The sequence below is a fragment of the Streptomyces sp. NPDC005799 genome, assembly GCF_040630525.1.
Taxonomy (GTDB): Bacteria; Actinomycetota; Actinomycetes; order Streptomycetales; family Streptomycetaceae; genus Streptomyces; species Streptomyces griseorubiginosus_B.
In genome coordinates, this window is record NZ_JBEXXQ010000082.1 from 1 (window position 1) to 16,860 (window position 16,860).

At 70.3% G+C, this 16,860-nt stretch carries 15 protein-coding genes and 2 pseudogenes; 8 read left to right on the plus strand and 9 right to left on the minus strand.

From position 1 onward, the window contains the following. Positions 1-153: 153 nt before the first annotated feature. On the minus strand, positions 154-1,095 hold the full coding sequence (locus ABZ453_RS46380; protein ID WP_359025403.1) for an endonuclease/exonuclease/phosphatase family protein: 942 nt from the start codon (positions 1,093-1,095) through the stop codon (positions 154-156). A 210-nt stretch (positions 1,096-1,305) separates the two neighbouring features. Between ABZ453_RS46380 and ABZ453_RS46385 the strand changes: the two genes are divergently transcribed. After that, entirely contained in the window at positions 1,306-2,610 is a 1,305-nt protein-coding gene (locus tag ABZ453_RS46385) for an aldolase (RefSeq protein ID WP_359025405.1), read from the plus strand. Between the two features lie 107 nt (positions 2,611-2,717). On the opposite strand, the pseudogene ABZ453_RS46390 reads toward ABZ453_RS46385, so the two are convergent. Further along, a pseudogene (locus ABZ453_RS46390) lies at positions 2,718-2,807 on the minus strand (transposase); the annotation flags it as partial. Between the two features lie 28 nt (positions 2,808-2,835). Between ABZ453_RS46390 and ABZ453_RS46395 the strand changes: the two are divergent. After that, positions 2,836-3,132 (plus strand): annotated as a pseudogene (locus ABZ453_RS46395) (serine/threonine protein kinase); the annotation flags it as partial. Here ABZ453_RS46395 and ABZ453_RS46400 read toward each other — a convergent pair. Next, a complete protein-coding gene (locus ABZ453_RS46400; protein WP_359025407.1) occupies positions 3,102-3,875 on the minus strand; it encodes a hypothetical protein in 774 nt (257 codons plus the stop codon). The pseudogene ABZ453_RS46395 and the gene ABZ453_RS46400 sit on opposite strands and share 31 nt — an antisense overlap. Positions 3,876-3,882: 7 nt before the next feature. After that, positions 3,883-4,932: a LacI family DNA-binding transcriptional regulator gene (locus ABZ453_RS46405; protein WP_359025409.1), complete on the minus strand. Its 1,050-nt coding sequence runs from the start codon at positions 4,930-4,932 to the stop codon at positions 3,883-3,885. 235 nt (positions 4,933-5,167) lie between these two features. On the opposite strand from ABZ453_RS46405, the gene ABZ453_RS46410 reads away from it, so the two are divergent. Then, entirely contained in the window at positions 5,168-6,115 is a 948-nt protein-coding gene (locus tag ABZ453_RS46410; protein WP_359025411.1) for an ROK family protein, read from the plus strand. A gap of 158 nt (positions 6,116-6,273) precedes the next feature. Here ABZ453_RS46410 and ABZ453_RS46415 read toward each other — a convergent pair whose 3' ends face one another. Then, the gene (locus ABZ453_RS46415; protein WP_359025412.1) at positions 6,274-8,295 is read right to left on the minus strand and encodes an NPCBM/NEW2 domain-containing protein; all 2,022 of its coding nucleotides are present in this window, start codon (positions 8,293-8,295) and stop codon (positions 6,274-6,276) included. A 268-nt stretch (positions 8,296-8,563) separates the two neighbouring features. On the opposite strand from ABZ453_RS46415, the gene ABZ453_RS46420 reads away from it, so the two are divergent. Genes ABZ453_RS46420 through ABZ453_RS46430 form a run of 3 tightly spaced genes read left to right on the plus strand, consistent with a single transcriptional unit; the run spans position 8,564 to position 11,693 of the window. After that, a complete protein-coding gene (locus ABZ453_RS46420; protein WP_359025464.1) occupies positions 8,564-9,832 on the plus strand; it encodes an ABC transporter substrate-binding protein in 1,269 nt (422 codons plus the stop codon). 20 nt (positions 9,833-9,852) lie between these two features. Continuing rightward, the gene (locus ABZ453_RS46425) at positions 9,853-10,770 is read left to right on the plus strand and encodes a sugar ABC transporter permease (RefSeq protein ID WP_359025415.1); all 918 of its coding nucleotides are present in this window, start codon (positions 9,853-9,855) and stop codon (positions 10,768-10,770) included. Next, positions 10,767-11,693: a carbohydrate ABC transporter permease gene (locus tag ABZ453_RS46430; RefSeq protein ID WP_359025417.1), complete on the plus strand. Its 927-nt coding sequence runs from the start codon at positions 10,767-10,769 to the stop codon at positions 11,691-11,693. Before ABZ453_RS46425 ends, ABZ453_RS46430 begins: the two co-directional genes overlap by 4 nt. A gap of 16 nt (positions 11,694-11,709) precedes the next feature. On the opposite strand, the gene ABZ453_RS46435 is transcribed toward ABZ453_RS46430, so the two are convergent. Continuing rightward, positions 11,710-12,048, minus strand: coding sequence for a hypothetical protein (locus ABZ453_RS46435; RefSeq protein WP_359025419.1), 339 nt, complete (start codon positions 12,046-12,048; stop codon positions 11,710-11,712). 79 nt (positions 12,049-12,127) lie between these two features. Here ABZ453_RS46435 and ABZ453_RS46440 point away from each other — a divergent pair, with 79 nt between their 5' ends. Further along, positions 12,128-12,331, plus strand: coding sequence for a hypothetical protein (locus ABZ453_RS46440; RefSeq protein ID WP_359025421.1), 204 nt, complete (start codon positions 12,128-12,130; stop codon positions 12,329-12,331). Positions 12,332-12,469: 138 nt separating this feature from the next. After that, complete coding sequence (locus ABZ453_RS46445; RefSeq protein ID WP_359025423.1) at positions 12,470-13,510, plus strand: NUDIX domain-containing protein; 1,041 nt, start codon at positions 12,470-12,472, stop codon at positions 13,508-13,510. Between the two features lie 85 nt (positions 13,511-13,595). Here ABZ453_RS46445 and ABZ453_RS46450 read toward each other — a convergent pair whose 3' ends face one another. From ABZ453_RS46450 to ABZ453_RS46460, 3 genes are all read right to left on the minus strand, one after another. Next, positions 13,596-14,654 (minus strand): protein kinase family protein, encoded by a 1,059-nt coding sequence (locus ABZ453_RS46450; RefSeq protein WP_359025425.1) that lies wholly within the window; start codon positions 14,652-14,654, stop codon positions 13,596-13,598. 11 nt (positions 14,655-14,665) lie between these two features. Then, positions 14,666-15,361, minus strand: a complete 696-nt coding sequence (locus ABZ453_RS46455) for an MBL fold metallo-hydrolase (RefSeq protein WP_359025426.1) — start codon at positions 15,359-15,361, stop codon at positions 14,666-14,668. Positions 15,362-15,423: 62 nt separating this feature from the next. Further along, positions 15,424-16,779, minus strand: coding sequence for a dipeptidase (locus ABZ453_RS46460; protein ID WP_359025428.1), 1,356 nt, complete (start codon positions 16,777-16,779; stop codon positions 15,424-15,426). Between the last annotated feature and the right edge of the window lie 81 nt (positions 16,780-16,860).

Consider the following 16,860-nt stretch of genomic DNA (forward strand, 5'->3'; position numbering starts at 1 on the left):
CCCCGATCTTCGACCTGGTCGACTACGGCGTGGTCGGCGACCTCTTCGACGTCGTCCCCCAGCTCACCGAGGAGATCAACACCCGCAAGGGCTGATCACCGGACGGCCGTACGAGGCCCCCGCGACCACACGAACGGTCGCGGGGGCCTCGTCTCACTTCAGGCGCAGCGAGACCTGGACGGGGAAATGGTCGCTGGGGTACTGGCCGTCCAGTGAGGACGTGTCGATCGACGCCTGTTCGACCATGACGGTGGGGGAGACGAAGATCCAGTCGATGCGCTCGCCGTTCGGCTGCGGCGGCCGGTACCTGGCATGGAACGTCCCGTACAGCGGCCCGCGCCGGGCTGCCGCGTCCCAGGCGTCGACGAGTCCTGTGCCGACCATCGTGTCGTAGGCGCGATTGGCATGAGCGTAGGCGTTGAAGTCGCCGGTCACCACGACCGGCAGCGTGCCGCGGAGCCGGGCGATCCGCTGGACGATGAGGGAGGCCGCCCGTTCGCGCGCGTACTGGCTCGCGTTGTCGAGGTGGGTGTTGAGGATGAGGAACTCGCGGCCGAAGGCGCTGAGATCGCGGAACCGCACCCAGGTGGCCGTACGGGGCGTGTCCCCGCCCCAGGTCTCCGAACCGAGCACGTCCGGGGTGTCCGACAGCGCGAACGTGCCGTGCTCGACGGGCGAGAGGCGGCGGGTGTCGTAGTACAGGGCCGTTGACTCGTCACCGCTGATCCGTTCGCGACCGGTGCCGATCCAGGCGTAATGCGGAGCGAGGTCGGACGCGATGTCGCGCAGTTGCCGGTAGAGGCCCTCCTGGGTGCCGAGGACATCGGGGGCCGCCGCGCGCAGCAGCCGCCTCATCGCGGGGCGGCGGTCGGCCCAGCTGTCGGGTTCCTCCGTGCTGGCGAACCGCAGGTTGAACGTCATCACGCGCAGATCGGGGACCCGGTGCCCGGTCACCGGGGCGCGGCGGACCCGGGGCGCCTCCGCCGAGGCGGACGGGGCGGAGACCGCGGCCGCGCTGGACAGGGGGAGGGTGACCGCCGCGGCCAGCAAGGCCTTGAGGCCCAGTCGGCGGGGGACTCGGTGCTGGTTCGGCACGGGGGCTCCTTCGGTCGCGAGGCCAAACGAGTCGCCCGTCGGGGCGAGTTGTGTGTCGAGCAGTGTGATACCCGGGTGTGAGTGGGTCGTGAACATGCCGAGGTGACGGCGTGGCCGGGTGTGGACATGGTGTTGACCATCCCGAGGTGCACGGATACCTTCGTTCTACGGATTGTTGATTCCGTAGAGCGGAAAACAGGAGGGTATGGGATGGGCCAGGGCCAGCAGGAGACAGTGGCGACGAGCCTCGCGGGCGCTGTCAGCGAGGAGATCAGTGCCTCCCTCGCCCCGGTCGACGCCGAGTTGGAGCGCCTTTACCCCGGCGACCCCGGCACCCGCCAGCCCGTCCACACCGTGTACGTCCCCGGGGACGCCTTCGCCGCCGACACCATCCGCTCCTGGGGCGACCGGGCGCTGGCCGCCCTCGACGAACACGCCCCGGACGCCGCCTCCTTCGCCGCGGTCCTGGGTCTGTCCGACGAGCTCGCCGAGCCCGTCTACGCGCGCGTGCGCGCCAAGTTGGAGCGCGAGCCGGTCGAAGACCTGCGCGTGGACTTCGAGGACGGCTATGGACTCCGCCCGGACGTCGAGGAGGACGAGACGGCGGCCCGCGCGGCCCGGCTGGTCTCCGAGGCGTACGAGAAGGGGACCGCCGCGCCGTACATGGGCATCCGCATGAAGTGCCTGGAGGCCGCGGTGCGGGACCGGGGCATCCGTACCCTCGACGTCTTCCTCACCGGCCTGATGCGCGCGGGCGGACTGCCCGAGGGGCTGCTGCTGACGCTGCCGAAGGTGACGTACGCCGAGCAGGTCACCGCGTTCGCACGGCTGCTGGAGGAGTTCGAGAAGGTCCACGGTCTGCAGGCCGGACGGATCGGCTTCGAGATCCAGATCGAGACCAGCCAGTCCATCCTGGCCACGGACGGCACCGCCACCGTCGCCCGGATGATCCAGGCCGCCGAGGGGCGCGCCACCGGACTGCACTACGGCACCTTCGACTACAGCGCCTGTCTCGGTGTCTCCGCCGCCCACCAGGCAAGCGACCACCCGGCCGCCGACCACGCCAAGGCGGTGATGCAGGTCGCGGCGGCCGGCACGGGGGTCCGTGTCTCGGACGGCTCGACCAACGTGCTGCCCGTCGGCCCGACGGCGAAGGTCCACGACGCCTGGCGCCTGCACTACGGCCTGACCCGCCGCGCCCTCGCCCGCGCCTACTACCAGGGCTGGGACATGCACCCCGGCCACATCCCCACCCGGTACGCGGCCGTGTTCGCCTTCTATCGCGAGGGCTTCGAGCAGGCAGCCGCCCGGCTCGCCCGGTACGCGGGCCGGGTCGGCGGCGACGTGATGGACGAGCCCGCCACCGCCAAGGCCCTCAGCGGCTATCTGCTGCGCGGCCTGGACTGCGGCGCCCTCGACATCGCCGAGGTGGCCCGGTTGACCGGTCTGACCAGGGCCGACCTGGAGGGCTTCGCGGCGCCGCGGCGCGGCGACCTCACCGTCTCCGGCACGTAAGCAGACCCGTCACAGCCGTCACCGTCGCCTGGTGTTGTCGCCCCGGCCCCGAAGTCTGTTCGGCACGCAAGGACTGTCACAGGAACGGCCCGCACGCTTTCGTCGGGGTCGATGGAGTGCAGCAGGTGGGGCATGGTGCGGGCGGCATCGGCGATGACGTAGGCGTCGCGGGCGTCGGTCTTGCCGGTGCCGGGGTGCCGGGGTGCCGGCTCCGGTCACGGTGGTGCCACTGCTCCGGCGCCCTCCTGTACGTCCATCGGCGGCGGCAAGTACGACTGCGCGGTCTGGCGGGAAGCGAAGTCCTCCACCGCCTCCGGCGCCGAGGCCGGTGTGCTGCACGCGGGCGGCAACCACTTCCACTGCCGGCAGAACCTCGGCCGCCGTGAGACCTACGGCCAGTGGACCAAGGTGTGGTGGGCGAGGACGGCCGACGACAGCGGCAACACGAACGTCAACGTCAGCGACGTCTACATCCGGGGCGGCGACCATGATCAGCCGGTCCCCGGGCTCCCGGTCTGCTGATCCCGCACGAACCGCTCCAGCCCCGACGCCGTGACCAGTTTCTCCTCGGCGAACACCCGGGTGCCCCGCTCGCACAGCCGTACGTCGGCACGGGCCCGTGCGCAGAACTCCTCGGGCGTCACACCGAACAGTTCCCGCAAGCGGGCCGATCCCACGAGGAGTTCGGTCAGCAGCTCCCGCTGCCCGGGATGCGTCCGTGGCGCCGGGGTGCCGTTGTGCAGGACCCCGCGCCGGTTGACGTAGACGTACGCGCCGGGCAGCCGCGTGCCGTCCTCCAGTTCGATCCGCACCTCCGGCGACGGCAGCCAGGCCCGCCGGAAGTTGCCGTACGGCAGCGGTACGCCCTCGCTCGCGTCGATCACCGCCAGCTGCTCGGCGTTCAGCCACGTCACGAACAACTCCCGCACAGTGTCCGGTGCCTGGAACGGCGCCGCCGAGACATACCCGAGGCGGCTGACGTGCGCGGAGACACCGACGTCGATCCCGGTGACGTACGCCTTCACCATCGGGACGGGCGAGGTGATCCCCGACTCGGCCATCTTCCCGCGCAGTTGGCCGGGGCAGCCGTTGGAACCCACCGCCAGGACCGGCACCCGGTCCTCGTCGTGCACGAGCCGGTCCAGCGGCAGCAGATGGTCGCCGGAGAGGAGTCCGGACTCCGTGGGCCACGCGCCCGGGTAGAGCAGGGGATGGTCGCGCGGGGCCTTCGCCAGGCCCAGCGCTTCGAGGGTTCGCTCCCGCATGCGTGCCTCAGTCCGCCGGCGGCAGTTCGCCCGATCCGCGGGTGATCAGCCGGGTGGGCAGCTCTATGCGCTCCGGCGTGATCAGGTCGCCGTCGAGCTGGCGGAAGAGCCGCTCCGCGGCGGTACGGCCGAGTGCCGCCGCGTCCTGCGCCACGACCGTGACGCCCGGCTGGAGCAGATCGGCGAGCTCGAAGTCGTCGAAGCCGACAAGGGCGACCGGGCGCTTGTGTTCGGCGAGGACGCGCACCGCGGTGACGGTGACCCGGTTGTTGCCCGTGAAGATCGCCGTGACCGGGTCCGGCCCGGACAGCATCTCCTCGGCCGCCCGCCGCACCCGCTGCGGATCCGTGACACCCAGGGACATCCAGGCGTCGGCCAACTCGATGCCCGCGTCCTCCATGGCGGCCCGGTAGCCGCGCAGGCGCTCGGCGGCGGTGTGGATGCGGGGCATGTCGCCGATGAACCCGATCCGGCGGTGGCCGTGGGCGATCAGATGGGCGACGCCGTCCCGGGCGCCCCCGTAGTTGTCCGACAGGACGACGTCCGCGTCGATCTTCCCGGCCGGACGGTCCACGAACACCGTGGCGACGCCCGCCTTGATCTCCGGCTCCAGATAGCGGTGGTCGTCCCCGGCGGGGATCACCACCAGCCCGTCCACCCGCCGTGCGCACAGCGCCAGCGCCAACTCCTGCTCACGGTCCGGGTCCTCCGCGCTGGAGCCGTTGATCAGCAGGGCGCCGTGCGCGCGGGCCACCTCCTCGACCGCGCGGCTGAGGGGGCCGTAGAACGGGTCGGCGAGATCCTCCAGGACCAGTCCGATGCTGGCGGTACGGCCCTTGCGCAGCACGCGCGCGCTGTCGTTGCGGCGGAAGCCCAGTGCGTCGATGGCCTCCTGCACCCGGCGCTCCGTCTCGGGGGTCACGCCGGGCTCGCCGTTGACCACGCGGGAGACGGTCTTCAGCCCGACTCCGGCGCGCGCGGCCACGTCCTTCATGGTCGGACGGTTGCCGTAACGGCTCCCGGAAAGGCGGTCTGTACGGCGGGCGGTCTCGGGCACGATGCGCTGTCCTGTCCTGTCTCGTCCATGGGGATGCGTCGGACCATGAGTTTGTATGAGGATGTGGCGTCGAGCATAGAGCCTGGACAACGTTGTCATATGCGAGAGACACTGTACAACGCAATCTCCGGCCTGCGTCCCCACCGCCAGACCGGCCCGCACTTCTCCGTGGCGGAGGGGGAACTCCCCCCGCGCCGACGGGGATCCGATTGGTTGACCGGGAGATCCGACACAGATGCAGACCGACCTCGTGGCCGCGCTGGACATCGGCGGCACCAAGATCGCCGGGGCGCTGGTGGACGGCCACGGCCAGATCGTGGTGCGCGCCCAGCGCGCGACGCCCGCGCAGCAGGACGGCGAGACCGTGATGGGCGCCGTGGTGGACGTCCTCGGCGAACTCACCGCCTCGCCCCTGTGGGGGCACGCCACGGCCCTCGGTATCGGCAGCGCCGGACCGGTGGACGCCTCCGCGGGCACCGTCAGCCCGGTCAACGTCCCGGGCTGGCGCGACTACCCGCTGGTCCAGCGGGTGCGGGACGCGGCCGGCGGTCTGCCGGTCGAGCTGATCGGCGACGGCGTGGCCATCACGGCGGCCGAGCACTGGCAGGGCGCGGCCCGCGGCCACGACAACGCGCTGTGCATGGTGGTCTCCACCGGCGTCGGAGGCGGGCTCGTCCTGAACGGTCAACTCCACCCCGGTCCCACGGGCAACGCGGGCCACATCGGCCACATCAGCGTGGACCTGGACGGGGATCTGTGTCCGTGCGGTTCGCGTGGCTGCGTGGAGCGCATCGCCAGCGGACCGAACATCGCCCGCCGCGCGATCGAGAAAGGCTGGGTGCCCGGCCCGGACGGTGACACGTCGGCCGCCGCCGTGGCCGCCGCCGCCCGGGCCGGCGACCCGGTCGCCGTGGCCTCCTTCGAGCGGGCGGCGCAGGCGCTCGCCGCCGGGATCGCGGCCACCGCGACCCTCGTCGAGATCGACGTCGCGGTGATCGGCGGGGGCGTGGGCAAGGCGGGCGACGTGCTGTTCACCCCGCTGCGCAAGGCCCTCGGCAGCTACGCGACGCTCTCCTTCGTGCAGCGGCTGGAGATCACCCCGGCGCAGATGGGCACGGACGCCGGACTGGTGGGAGCGGCCGCGGCCGCGCTCGCCAAGCGGGCGGACGCGGCCGCGGTCTGAGCGCCCAGGGGGCGCTCTCGGGGCCTCGGAGGGCAGGAACGTTCAGGCGGGGCCGCCGAACTCCCCGAGCGGGCTCAGCGGCCCCGCCTGAAGGCTTGTGGGCCCTGCCCGCGGCGGCACCGGCTCACCGGTGCGCCCTAGGAGCCCCTCGCGGGGGATCAGCAGGTCAGTCGTGCGTCCGCCCAGTCCGCGTGGTCCGAGTCGTTGCCGTCTCCGCCGTCGGTGACGACGAGACGGACCACCTGGGCGCCGGTCACGTCCGCGGTGAGCGGCTGCGCCGGCATCGCGTTGGTCAGGACGCCGGTCGAGGCGACCTTGGTGCCGTCGGCCCAGACCTCGAAGGCGACGGTGCCCTTGGCGCCCTTCTCGTCGTCCACGCCGACGTCCGCGGTGAGCGTGGCGCACGCCGTGCCGGTGTAGAACTCGACGTCGCTGTCCGCGTGGACACCGAGCCCCTTGGCGTACACCACGCCGCCGAGGGTGATCGGATGCCCGTCACCCGCCTTGCTCTCGCCGTTGCTGGTGTTGCGCTCGACCGGTCCGTAGCCGTTGGTGGCCGACAGCCACGGCAGATCGCCGAGGGACGAGGTACCCGCGGGCGGGGGCACGACGACGGACACCGTCAGCGGGACCGAGCTGTCGACGCGGGCACCGGTCGCCGAGCGGTAACTCGCCCTGAGGGTCAGCGCGTACGACCCCGTCGGCGTCCCCGGTGGCGCGGTGACCGACCACTTGGTGCGCAGGGAGCGGCCGGTCGGCAGGACGAGGGCGTGGGTCGGGGAGGTCGCCCGGACGGTCCAGCCGTCGGGTCCCGTGAGGCCGGCCGACACGAGCAGTGCGGGGGTGCGGCCCAGGTCCGTCACGACCGTGGTCGGCGCGGCCGGTTTGCCCGCCTCGATCAACGGGCTGCCCTCCAGACCGGTTTCGACGGCGGGCGGGTGCAGCGCCCAGGCGCGGTCGGCGAAGACCCGTACCAGGACCGTGCCGTGCGCCGGGACGGTCGCTGAGATGGCGCCCGCGGTGTTGTAGCTGCGGTGCTGCCACAGGTCCCGCAGGCTGTAGGCGGGAGCCTCGGGCAGGCCGACGGCCGCGGTGGTGGTGGCGATGTGCTGGGCGGAGTCGGACTCGTTGAAGAGGGCCACCGTGCGGCTGCCGTCCTTCATCTCCTTGGCGACGACCCAGCGCCCGCCCTCGGAGGAGACGACCGTGCCCTGCTTGCCCAGCGGATCCTGGTCGACCGCGACGACCTCCTTGTTGTCGAGGATGTCGAAGGTCGCCGGGGTCGCCTTGCGCAGGTCGGAGCCGATGAGCAGCGGCGCGGCCATGATCGACCACATCGAGAAGTGCGTGCGGTACTCGGTGTCGGTCATGCCGCCGTTGCCGACCTCCAGCATGTCCGGGTCGTTCCAGTGCCCGGGGCCGGCATACGGCGCGAGCGGCAGGTTCTTCTTCAGAATCCCCACCATCGAGCCCCAGTTGTCACTGATGTCACCGGTGGTGCGCCACAAATGGCCTACGTCGGCGGCCCATTCCCATGGTTTGTTCTGGCCCCATTCGCAAATGCTGTAGACGATGGGCCGGCCAGTCGCCTTCAGGGCGTCCCGCATGGTCGTGTAGCGCAACTTGGCGTCCACACCCTGGTTGTTGCAGTTGTCGTACTTGAGGTAGTCGACGCCCCAGTCCGCGAACTGCTGGGCGTCGCTGTACTCATGGCCGAGCGCACCCGGGAAGCCGGCGCTGTTGCAGGTCTTGGTGCCCGCGCTGGTGTAGATCCCGAGCTTGAGTCCCTTGGAGTGGACATAGTCCGCGACCGCCTTGATCCCGTTGGGGAAGCGGACCGGATCCGGGACGAGTCTGCCGTCCGCGTCCCGGTTCGGCAGCGCCCAGCAGTCGTCGAGGTTGACGTACTGATAGCCGGCGTCCTTGAGGCCCTTCTCGACGAAGATGTCCGCGATTCCCTTGACCATGGACTCGTTGAAATCGGCACGGCAGTGCGTGGAGTTCCAGTTGTTGAAGCCCATCGGCGGGGTGAGGGCCAGACCGTCCGCCAGGGTGGGTGCCACAGGCCCGGCGGGGGGTGCCGCGAGAGCCGGCGCGGCGAGTCCGGCCGCGCACAGAAGGCTCGCGGCGAACGCTCCGACCACTCTTCGGCGGGTTGTGCGGGGGTGAAGGTGACGCATCGTTACGTTTCCTCCGAACACGCGAAAGGTAGGAGGACATCATGTCCTCGTCATCGGTGCGCGTTTACGGTAAGTCGTGTCGGACTCTGTTGGAAGAGATGAGGTAACGGTTGTTCGGTATCCCGTCAGAACCCTTGACGCCAAGGCCACACGGAGGTGAGATCCAAGCCACGCGTTCGGTTGTGTGGGGTGGCAACCCGAGGAGGGGGACATGGCGCAGTCATCGTTCGGCCGGTTGGCCCAGTCCAATGACCAGGCAGGTCATCGGATGTCCCGGCGAAATCTCTTACGCGGTGCGGCCCTCGGTGCCGGCGCGGTGACACTGCCCGCCCTGCTGTCGGCGTGCGGGAGCGGACCCGGCGGCGACAAGAAGGAGGTCTCCGTCGGCTCCAACGCCTCGGACGCCGTACCGAAGAAGGCGTACGCCGCAGCCTTCCAGGCGTACGAGAAGAAGTCCGGGAAGAAGGTGAAGGTCAACACCAAGGACCACAACGACTTCCAGGAGAACATCAACCGCTATCTGCAGGGCACCCCCGACGACGTGTTCATGTGGTTCGCCGGGTACCGCATGCAGTACTTCGCGGAGAAAGGCCTGCTGACCGAGATCAGCGATGTGTGGAAGACGTTCTCGGGATTCTCGGACGCGTTGAAGGCGCAGTCCACGCACGACGGCAAACAGTACTTCGTGCCGTACTACTACTATCCGTGGGCGGTGTTCCACCGGAAGAGCCTGTTCCAGCAGAAGGGCTATCAACAGCCCACCAAGTGGGACGACTTCATCGCCCTGGCCAAACAGATGCAGAAGGACGGCAATCCGGTCGCTTTCTGCGACAAGGACGGCTGGCCCGCGATGGGCACCTTCGACTACATCAATCTGCGCCTGAACGGCTACGACTTCCACAAGTCCCTGATGGCGGGCGAGGAACCGTGGACCGACACCAAGGTGAAGAACGTTTTCGACACCTGGCGCGAACTCATGCCGTACTACCAGAAGGGCGCCCTCGGCCGGACCTGGGAGGAGGCCGGGCAGAGTCTGCAGCAGCGCAAGACCGGCATGGCCGTCTTCGGCATGCCGCACCCCGGTACCCAGTTCCCCGAGAACGAGCGGGACGACATCGACTTCTTCGCCTTCCCCGAGATCGACCCGCAGTGGGGCCAGGACGCCGTCGAGGCCCCCATCGACGGGTTCCTCGTCGCGAAGAAGTCCAAGAACCTGACCGGTGCGAAGGACCTGCTCAAGTGGCTGGGCAAGCCGGAGGCCGAGGACACCTACCTCACCTACGACCCCAACAACGTGGCCGTCAACTCCGGCGCCGACACCTCCCACTACAGCGCCCTGCAGAAGAAGTCCGCACAACTCGTCTCGCAGGCGAAGCAGATCTCGCAGTTCCTGGACCGCGACACCCGCCCCGACTTCGCGTCGACCGTGATGATCCAGTCGATCCAGGACTTCATCGGCAACCCGAAGGACGTCGACGGGCTGTGCAACAGCATCGAGCGGCAGAAGAAGTCCATCTTCTCGCAGCCCGTCGGCTGATCACTGGGGGACAAGTTTCCGTGGCGCTCACCTTCCCGCGACGCGCCGGACGGCGGCGGCGCCTGCGGCGGTTCACCCGTCGCGACGCCGTCGTCCTCGGCGTGCTGCTCGGCATCCCGATCCTGCTCGACCTCGCCATCGTCTGGGGCCCGACCCTCGCCTCGATAGGCCTGTCCTTCACAGCCTGGGACGGCATCGGCGACATCCACTGGGTCGGCCTGGACAACTACCGGAACCTGGCCGACAACTACCCGCCCTTCTGGCCGGCCGTCCGCCACAACGTCATGTGGCTGCTCTTCCTCGGCCTGATCGCCACGCCCTTCGGTCTCTTCCTGGCCGTGCTGATCGACCGGGGCGTCCGCTTCAGCCGCTTCTACCAGTCCGTCATCTACCTGCCGGTCGTGCTCTCGCTCGCGATCGTCGGCTTCATCGCCCAGCTGATCCTCGGCACCGACCAGGGCGTGATCAACACCATCCTCAACAACCACGACGACCCGGTCGACTGGCTGGGCGACTCGCACCTCAACCTCTGGATGATCATGATCGCGGCCGGCTGGCGGCACGTCGGCTATGTGATGATCCTCTACCTGGCCGGACTGAAGTCCGTCGATCCCGCGCTCAAGGAAGCGGCCGCCATCGACGGCGCCAACGAACGCCAGACCTTCTTCCGCGTGGTCTTCCCGACCCTGCGGCCGGTCAACGTCATCGTCGGTGTCATCACCGTGATCGAGGCGCTGAGGGCCTTCGACATCGTCTACGCCGTCAACAAGGGCCGCAACGGACTGGAACTGCTCTCCGTCCTCATCACCGACAACATCATCGGCGAGGCCAGCCGCATCGGCTTCGGCTCCGCGATCGCCGTCGTGCTGCTCGTCGTGTCGCTGGGATTCATCGTGACGTTCCTGGTCCAGGAGCTGCGAGGTGCGCGCGAGCGATGACCGCAGACATCCGCACCACCGCACCCGTGCACCGCACGGCCCCCTCCCCGGCCCGCCCTGTGAAGTCCAGCCCCCGACGTGGTCGTTGGGGCGTGCACATCTTCCTGACGGCGGTCTCCCTCGCCTTCCTCGCGCCCCTGCTGCTCGCCGTCTACGCGAGTCTGCGCCCGTACCAGGACACGGCGCAGCACGGCTACCTCTCCTGGCCCAAGCACCTGTCCTTCGACTACTACCGCCGGGCCTACACCGAGTCCGGCATGGGCAAGTACTTCACCAACACACTGATGATCGCCGTACCGGCCGTCATCGTGACGCTGTTCCTGGCCGCCTTCGTCGCCTTCGCCGTCTCCCGCCTCAAGCTCCGCGGCGGGATCGTGCTGCTGATGTTCTTCACGGCGGGCAACCTGCTGCCGCAGCAGGTGATCGTGACGCCCCTGTACGTGCTGTTCAACAAGATCCCGCTGCCCTGGTGGATGTCCGACTCGCTGACGATGTACGACTCCTACTGGGCCGTGATCATCGTCAACATCGGCTTCCAGATGGGTTTCTGTGTCTTCGTCCTCGCCAATTTCATGCGCACGCTGCCCCAGGAGATCCTGGAGGCGGCGATCGTCGACGGCGCGGGCGTGTGGACCCAGTTCTGGCGCATCACCCTGCCCCTGTGCCGCCCGGCCCTGGCGGCCCTGGCGACGCTGGAGTTCACCTGGATCTACAACGACTTCCTCTGGGCCCTGATCTTCATCTCCAACCCCGACAAACTGCCGATCACGTCGTCCCTGAACAACCTCAGAGGGCAATTCTTCACCGACTACAACCTCCTGGCCGCGGGCTCGGTCCTGGTCGCTCTCCCGACCATCCTGGTCTTCCTGCTGCTCCAGCGGCACTTCATCGCGGGACTGACCCTGGGCTCGACCAAGGGGTGAGGCCGGCGGGCCGCGGTCAGCCGTCCGCGAACCTCCGGGCGAGGTCACGCAGACGGTCCGCGGCCCGCCGTACCTGCTCCTCGGGGACGGTCGTCCCGGGCGAGCCCGCCAGACGTTCCAGCCGTTCGGCCTGCCGCAGATGCTCGGCCGCCGCGTGCTCGCGGCAGGGCAGACACGTGACGCTCTCCGGCCGCCGAGAGGTCATGGCGTACGGCACCCGCTGCCCGCAGCCCGTGGTCACCGTGCTCGGCGCGTCCCCCACCAGGCCGAAGGTGGCCGCCGGCATGCCGCGCACGGCCGGGCCGTCGCGGAGCATCCTCGCGTCGACATGGACGTGCCGGTCCGTCCCGTCCATGCGTCCTCCCCGCCGCGTCTCCGCATCGGACATGCCCAGGATGCGTGACCCCGATCCGTCTCCGGCAGTTGATCCGGTCATGAAGAAGCGCAGCATGATGGCCATCGCCTCCCTCGCCACCGGGTTCGTCGTCGCGGCGATCAGCCCCTCGCACAGCGGCGACCACCAGGTTCTCGGTGACCACCAGACCCTGGGGGACCTGAGCCCCGAGCGTGTCGTGGACACGGTCACCCACACCGTCGGCGACGACAGCCTCGCCGACACCGACAAGGCCCTCGGCTGACCCCGACGGCGGACCGTGGCGCCGGTGCCCCCGGACAGGGGCATCGGCGCTCCCTCATGTGCGCCCTCAACTGGGGCTGGTTTCCGTGGCAGGGTGAAGCGGGCAAGCCTCAGGGGGCCAACACAAGAGGGGGAGTCCGTGATCGTCTGGATCAACGGCGCGTTCGGTGCGGGAAAGACGACCACCGCACGGGAACTGATCGAACTGATCCCGAACAGCACGCTCTTCGACCCCGAGGTCATCGGCGGGGGACTGACGCACCTGCTGCCGGCCAAGCACCTCGCCGAGGTCGGTGACTACCAGGACCTGCCGATCTGGCGGCGCATGGTGATCGACACGGCGGCCGCCCTGCTCGCCGAGCTCGGAGGGACCCTCGTGGTCCCCATGACCCTGCTGCGCCAGGAGTACCGCGACGAGATCTTCGGCGGCCTCGCCGCGCGCAGGATCGGCGTCCGGCATGTCCTCCTCGCCCCGGCGGAAACGATCCTGCGGGAGCGTATAGCCACCCGGGAGGTCCCGCCCGACCTTCCCGACGGCGAGATGCGCGTACGGCAGTGGTCGTACGACCACATCGAGCCGTACCGCGGCGCCCTCGACTCCTGGCTCACGGCGGACGCCTATCCCGTCGACAACGGCACGCTGACGCCGTACGAGACGGCGGTGCGGATCGCGGAGGCGGTCAGGTCGGGGGAGGCAGTGGAATGTGACATAGTACAGACCCCCGAACCCACCGCCGAGACCCTCGCGGCCGGTGTCCTGCTCTTCGACGAGCAGGACCGTTTCCTCCTCGTCGACCCCACCTACAAGCCCGGCTGGGAGTTCCCCGGCGGGGTCGTCGAACCCGGCGAGGCGCCCGCCCGCGCGGGTATGCGCGAGGTCGCCGAGGAGACCGGGATCCAACTCGTCGACGTGCCGCGGCTGCTGGTCGTCGACTGGGAGGCGCCCGTGCCACCGGGATTCGGCGGGTTGCGGCTGCTGTTCGACGGCGGCCGTCTCGACTCCGCGGAGGCGGCCCGGTTGCTGCTGCCGGGGCCGGAGTTGCGTGAGTGGCGGTTCGTCAGCGAGGCCGAGGCCGCCGACCTGTTGCCGCCGGTGCGCTACGAGCGGCTGCGCTGGGCGCTGCGGGCCCGGGAACGCGGGGCGGCGCTGTATCTGGAGGCGGGCGTCCCGATGGGCTGAAGCCCGTCTCCCGGCCACCGTGGGCGAAACCCGTCTCTGACTCGGTCGAGGACGTCGTCGGTGGCGGGAACCCGGTCGCCTGAAACTACGCGGAGAACGTGGAGCTGTTGTAGGCGAGGTGGAGTTCCTCGTACGGGTAGGGGGTGAGCCCGCTCTCGGTCCGCAGCCTGCCGAGGAAGCCGTTGAAGACGGCGGTGAGCGCCGCGTCCCGCTCGATGATCGCGGCGGCCGCCGCGGGGACGCCGTCGGCGTGCGCCCCGACCGCGCAGGCCCGTACGAAGGCCTCCCGCTCCTGCCGGTCGTAGCCGTACAGGGCGGTGACGAGCCAGTTCACCAGGTACGCCCGGGAGTGGACGAGGTCGTAGTCGCGGTGCCGGTCGAAGAAGGCGCGCTCCTGCCGGGCGAGCCGGAAGCGGGGGCCGAAGGCGAGGCCGTGGTCGGAGAGGAAGAACTGCTCGCCGTCGGTGAGGATGTTCTGGAAGTGGACGTCGAAATGCAGGAGTTCACGGTCCCGGAGGAAGGCGGTCACCTCCCGCAGCCACGCGTCCACCCGGGCGCAGGCGCGATCCGCCGCCTCCCCGGTACGCACCTGTGCGTCGAACCAGTCGTGGAGGGTGTGCGGGACGTACTCCAGGAACAGGGTGAGGCTCGAGGCCGCCGTGCGCAGGGCGTCGAGGCGCTCGCGCACCTGGGGTGAGCCGCCCCAGTACGCGACCGTCCCTTCCACGTCGGCCAGTTCCTCGGGAAGCGGCTGCACGGTGTCCGGCAGCACCCGCCAGTGGTGCATCAGCGGGAATCCCGGGAAGCGGTCGGCCAGCACCCAGTTCGTCGTCATGGCGTGCGCGGCCAGCTCGCGCCAGGCGCCGAAGCCCGGGCTGCGGCCGGTGCCGTAGTGGCAGCCCGGCGGCAGATGGAAGAGGTTCCCGGTGGAGCGGGCGTTCTCGGGTCGCAACTCGACGTCGGTGACGGGCACCCGCTTCACGAACACCCGCCGGCCCGCCACCTCGACCAGCGTCGAACGTCCGCCGATCCCGACACCGAGGGGCGTCCCCGACTCGACCAGGTCCGCCAGTTCGCGGTCGCCGAGCAGGGACAGGGCGGTGGCGATCTCGGCGTGAGCGGTACGGCGTGCGGCAACGGACATGCCCTCCATGGTCAGGGTGACAGCGGGTACCTGTCCGCCGATCGGCGAAGTGCGGTTGCCGCGTGGCCGATCACCGGATCGCCGTGCCCGAAGCAGGCCGTGTCGGAGTCGAGCTCCGCGAGACGGTGGAAGGACCTGACGGCGCGGGCCCGGTCGAGGTTGAAGACGCCGGGCATCACGGTGCCGTCGGTCGGGGCGGCGGCCACCGCGTCCCCGGTGAACAGCACACGGTGGCGCGGAAGATGGAGCGCGATGCTGCCGTCGGTGTGACCGGGCACGTGGACGACGTGCGCGCCGCCGCCGAAGTCGAGGACGTCACCGTCGGACAGTTCGCCCACCTTCGCCGGGCGCGGCCAGGGAACGCGGGGGAGCCGCCGGGCCGCTCGCGCATGCACCGGGCGCTCCCAGTCCTGCAACACCGGGGGTGTGCCCGGGAGTTCGCCCCGTACGACGGGCGCGTCCAGATGGTGGGCGAGCACCTCCGCGCCGCACCGTGCGGCCAACTCGCCTGCTCCGCCCACATGATCCTCGTGGAAGTGGGTCAGCACGATCCGCCGTAGTCCGCCGAGGACCTTCGCGACGGCAGCCGCCGAGCCCGGCGGGCCCGTGTCGATCATCGTCAACTCCTCGCCGTCGCGCCACAGATACGCCTGGCCGACGGGGAAGCGGAGGAGATGGAGGCGGGGGAGAAGCTCGACGACGTCCATGAGGCCGACCGTAGAAGGGCCCCCGCCCGGCGGCGAGGGCCCTCGGCTGACGGCAGAGCGGCTCAGCTCGCCGCGTAATTGCGCAGGAACAGCGCCTCGGCGACCGACAGACGCTCCAGCTCCTCCGGCGACACGCTCTCGTTGACGGCGTGGATCTGGGCCTCCGGCTCGCTCAGACCGATCAGCAGGATCTCCGCGTCGGGGTAGAGGGAGGCGAGGGTGTTGCACAGCGGGATGGAGCCGCCCTGACCGGCGTACTGCATCCGCGCGCCGGGGTAGGCGACCGCCATGGCCTCGGCCATCGCCGCGTACGCCGGGCTGGTCGTGTCGGCGCTGAAGGGCTGGCCCTGGCCGACCTGCTCGACGCTCACCCGGGCGCCCCACGGGGTGTGGGCCTCGATGTGGGCCTGCAGCAGCTTGGTCGCCTCGGCCGCGTCCACGCCCGGCGGGACGCGCAGGCTGACCAGGGCGCGGGCGCCGGCCTGCACGGACGGGGTGGCGCCGACGACGGGCGGGCAGTCGATGCCGAGGACGGTGACGGCGGGGCGAGCCCAGATGCGGTCGGCGACGGTGCCCGAACCGATCAGCTCGACCCCGTCCAGCACCTTGGCGTCCCGGCGGAACTGCTCCTCTTCGTACTGCAGTCCCTCCCAGCGGTTCCCGGCGGTCAGCCCGTCCACGGTCGTCGAGCCGTCCTCCGCGCGCAGTGAGTCGAGCACGCGGATCAGCGCGGCCAGCGCGTCGGGGGCGGCGCCGCCGAACTGGCCGGAGTGCAGATTGCCCTCCAGGGTGTCCACCTGGACGCGGACCATGGTCATGCCCCGCAGGGTGGAGGTGACCGTCGGCAGCCCGGCGCGGAAGTTGCCCGCGTCGCCGATGACGATGGTGTCGGCCGCGAGCAGCTCCGGGCGTTCCTCGGCGTACCGCTCGAGACCGCCGGTGCCCATCTCCTCCGAGCCCTCGGCGATCACCTTGACGTGCACCGGCACGCCGCCGTTCGCCTTGAGGGCGCGCAGTGCGAGCAGGTGCATGATCACGCCGCCCTTGCAGTCGGCGGCCCCGCGCCCGTACCAGCGGCCGTCCCGCTCGGTCAGCTCGAACGGCGGGGTCGTCCAGGCCGTCTCGTCCAGCGGCGGCTGCACGTCGTAGTGGGCGTAGAGCAGGACGGTCCTGGCGCCCTCGGGGCCGGGCAGGTAGCCGTAGACGGACTGCGTGCCGTCGGGGGTGTCGAACACCGCCACGTCCTGGAATCCCTCGGTGCGCAGGGCGCCGGCGACCCAGTTCGCGGCGCCCTCGCTCTCGCTGCGGGGGAACTGGTCGAAGTCCGCCACCGACTTGAAGGCCACCAGCTCCGCGAGCTCGCTCTTGGCCCGCGGCATCAGCGAGGCGACGGTCTCGGCGACCGATTTCGACGACATGGGCACGCTCCTCGTGGGTGCGACGTTGTACGTGTGGATATGGGGATCCTCCCACAGTGGCCTGCGGCGACGTCCGCCGTA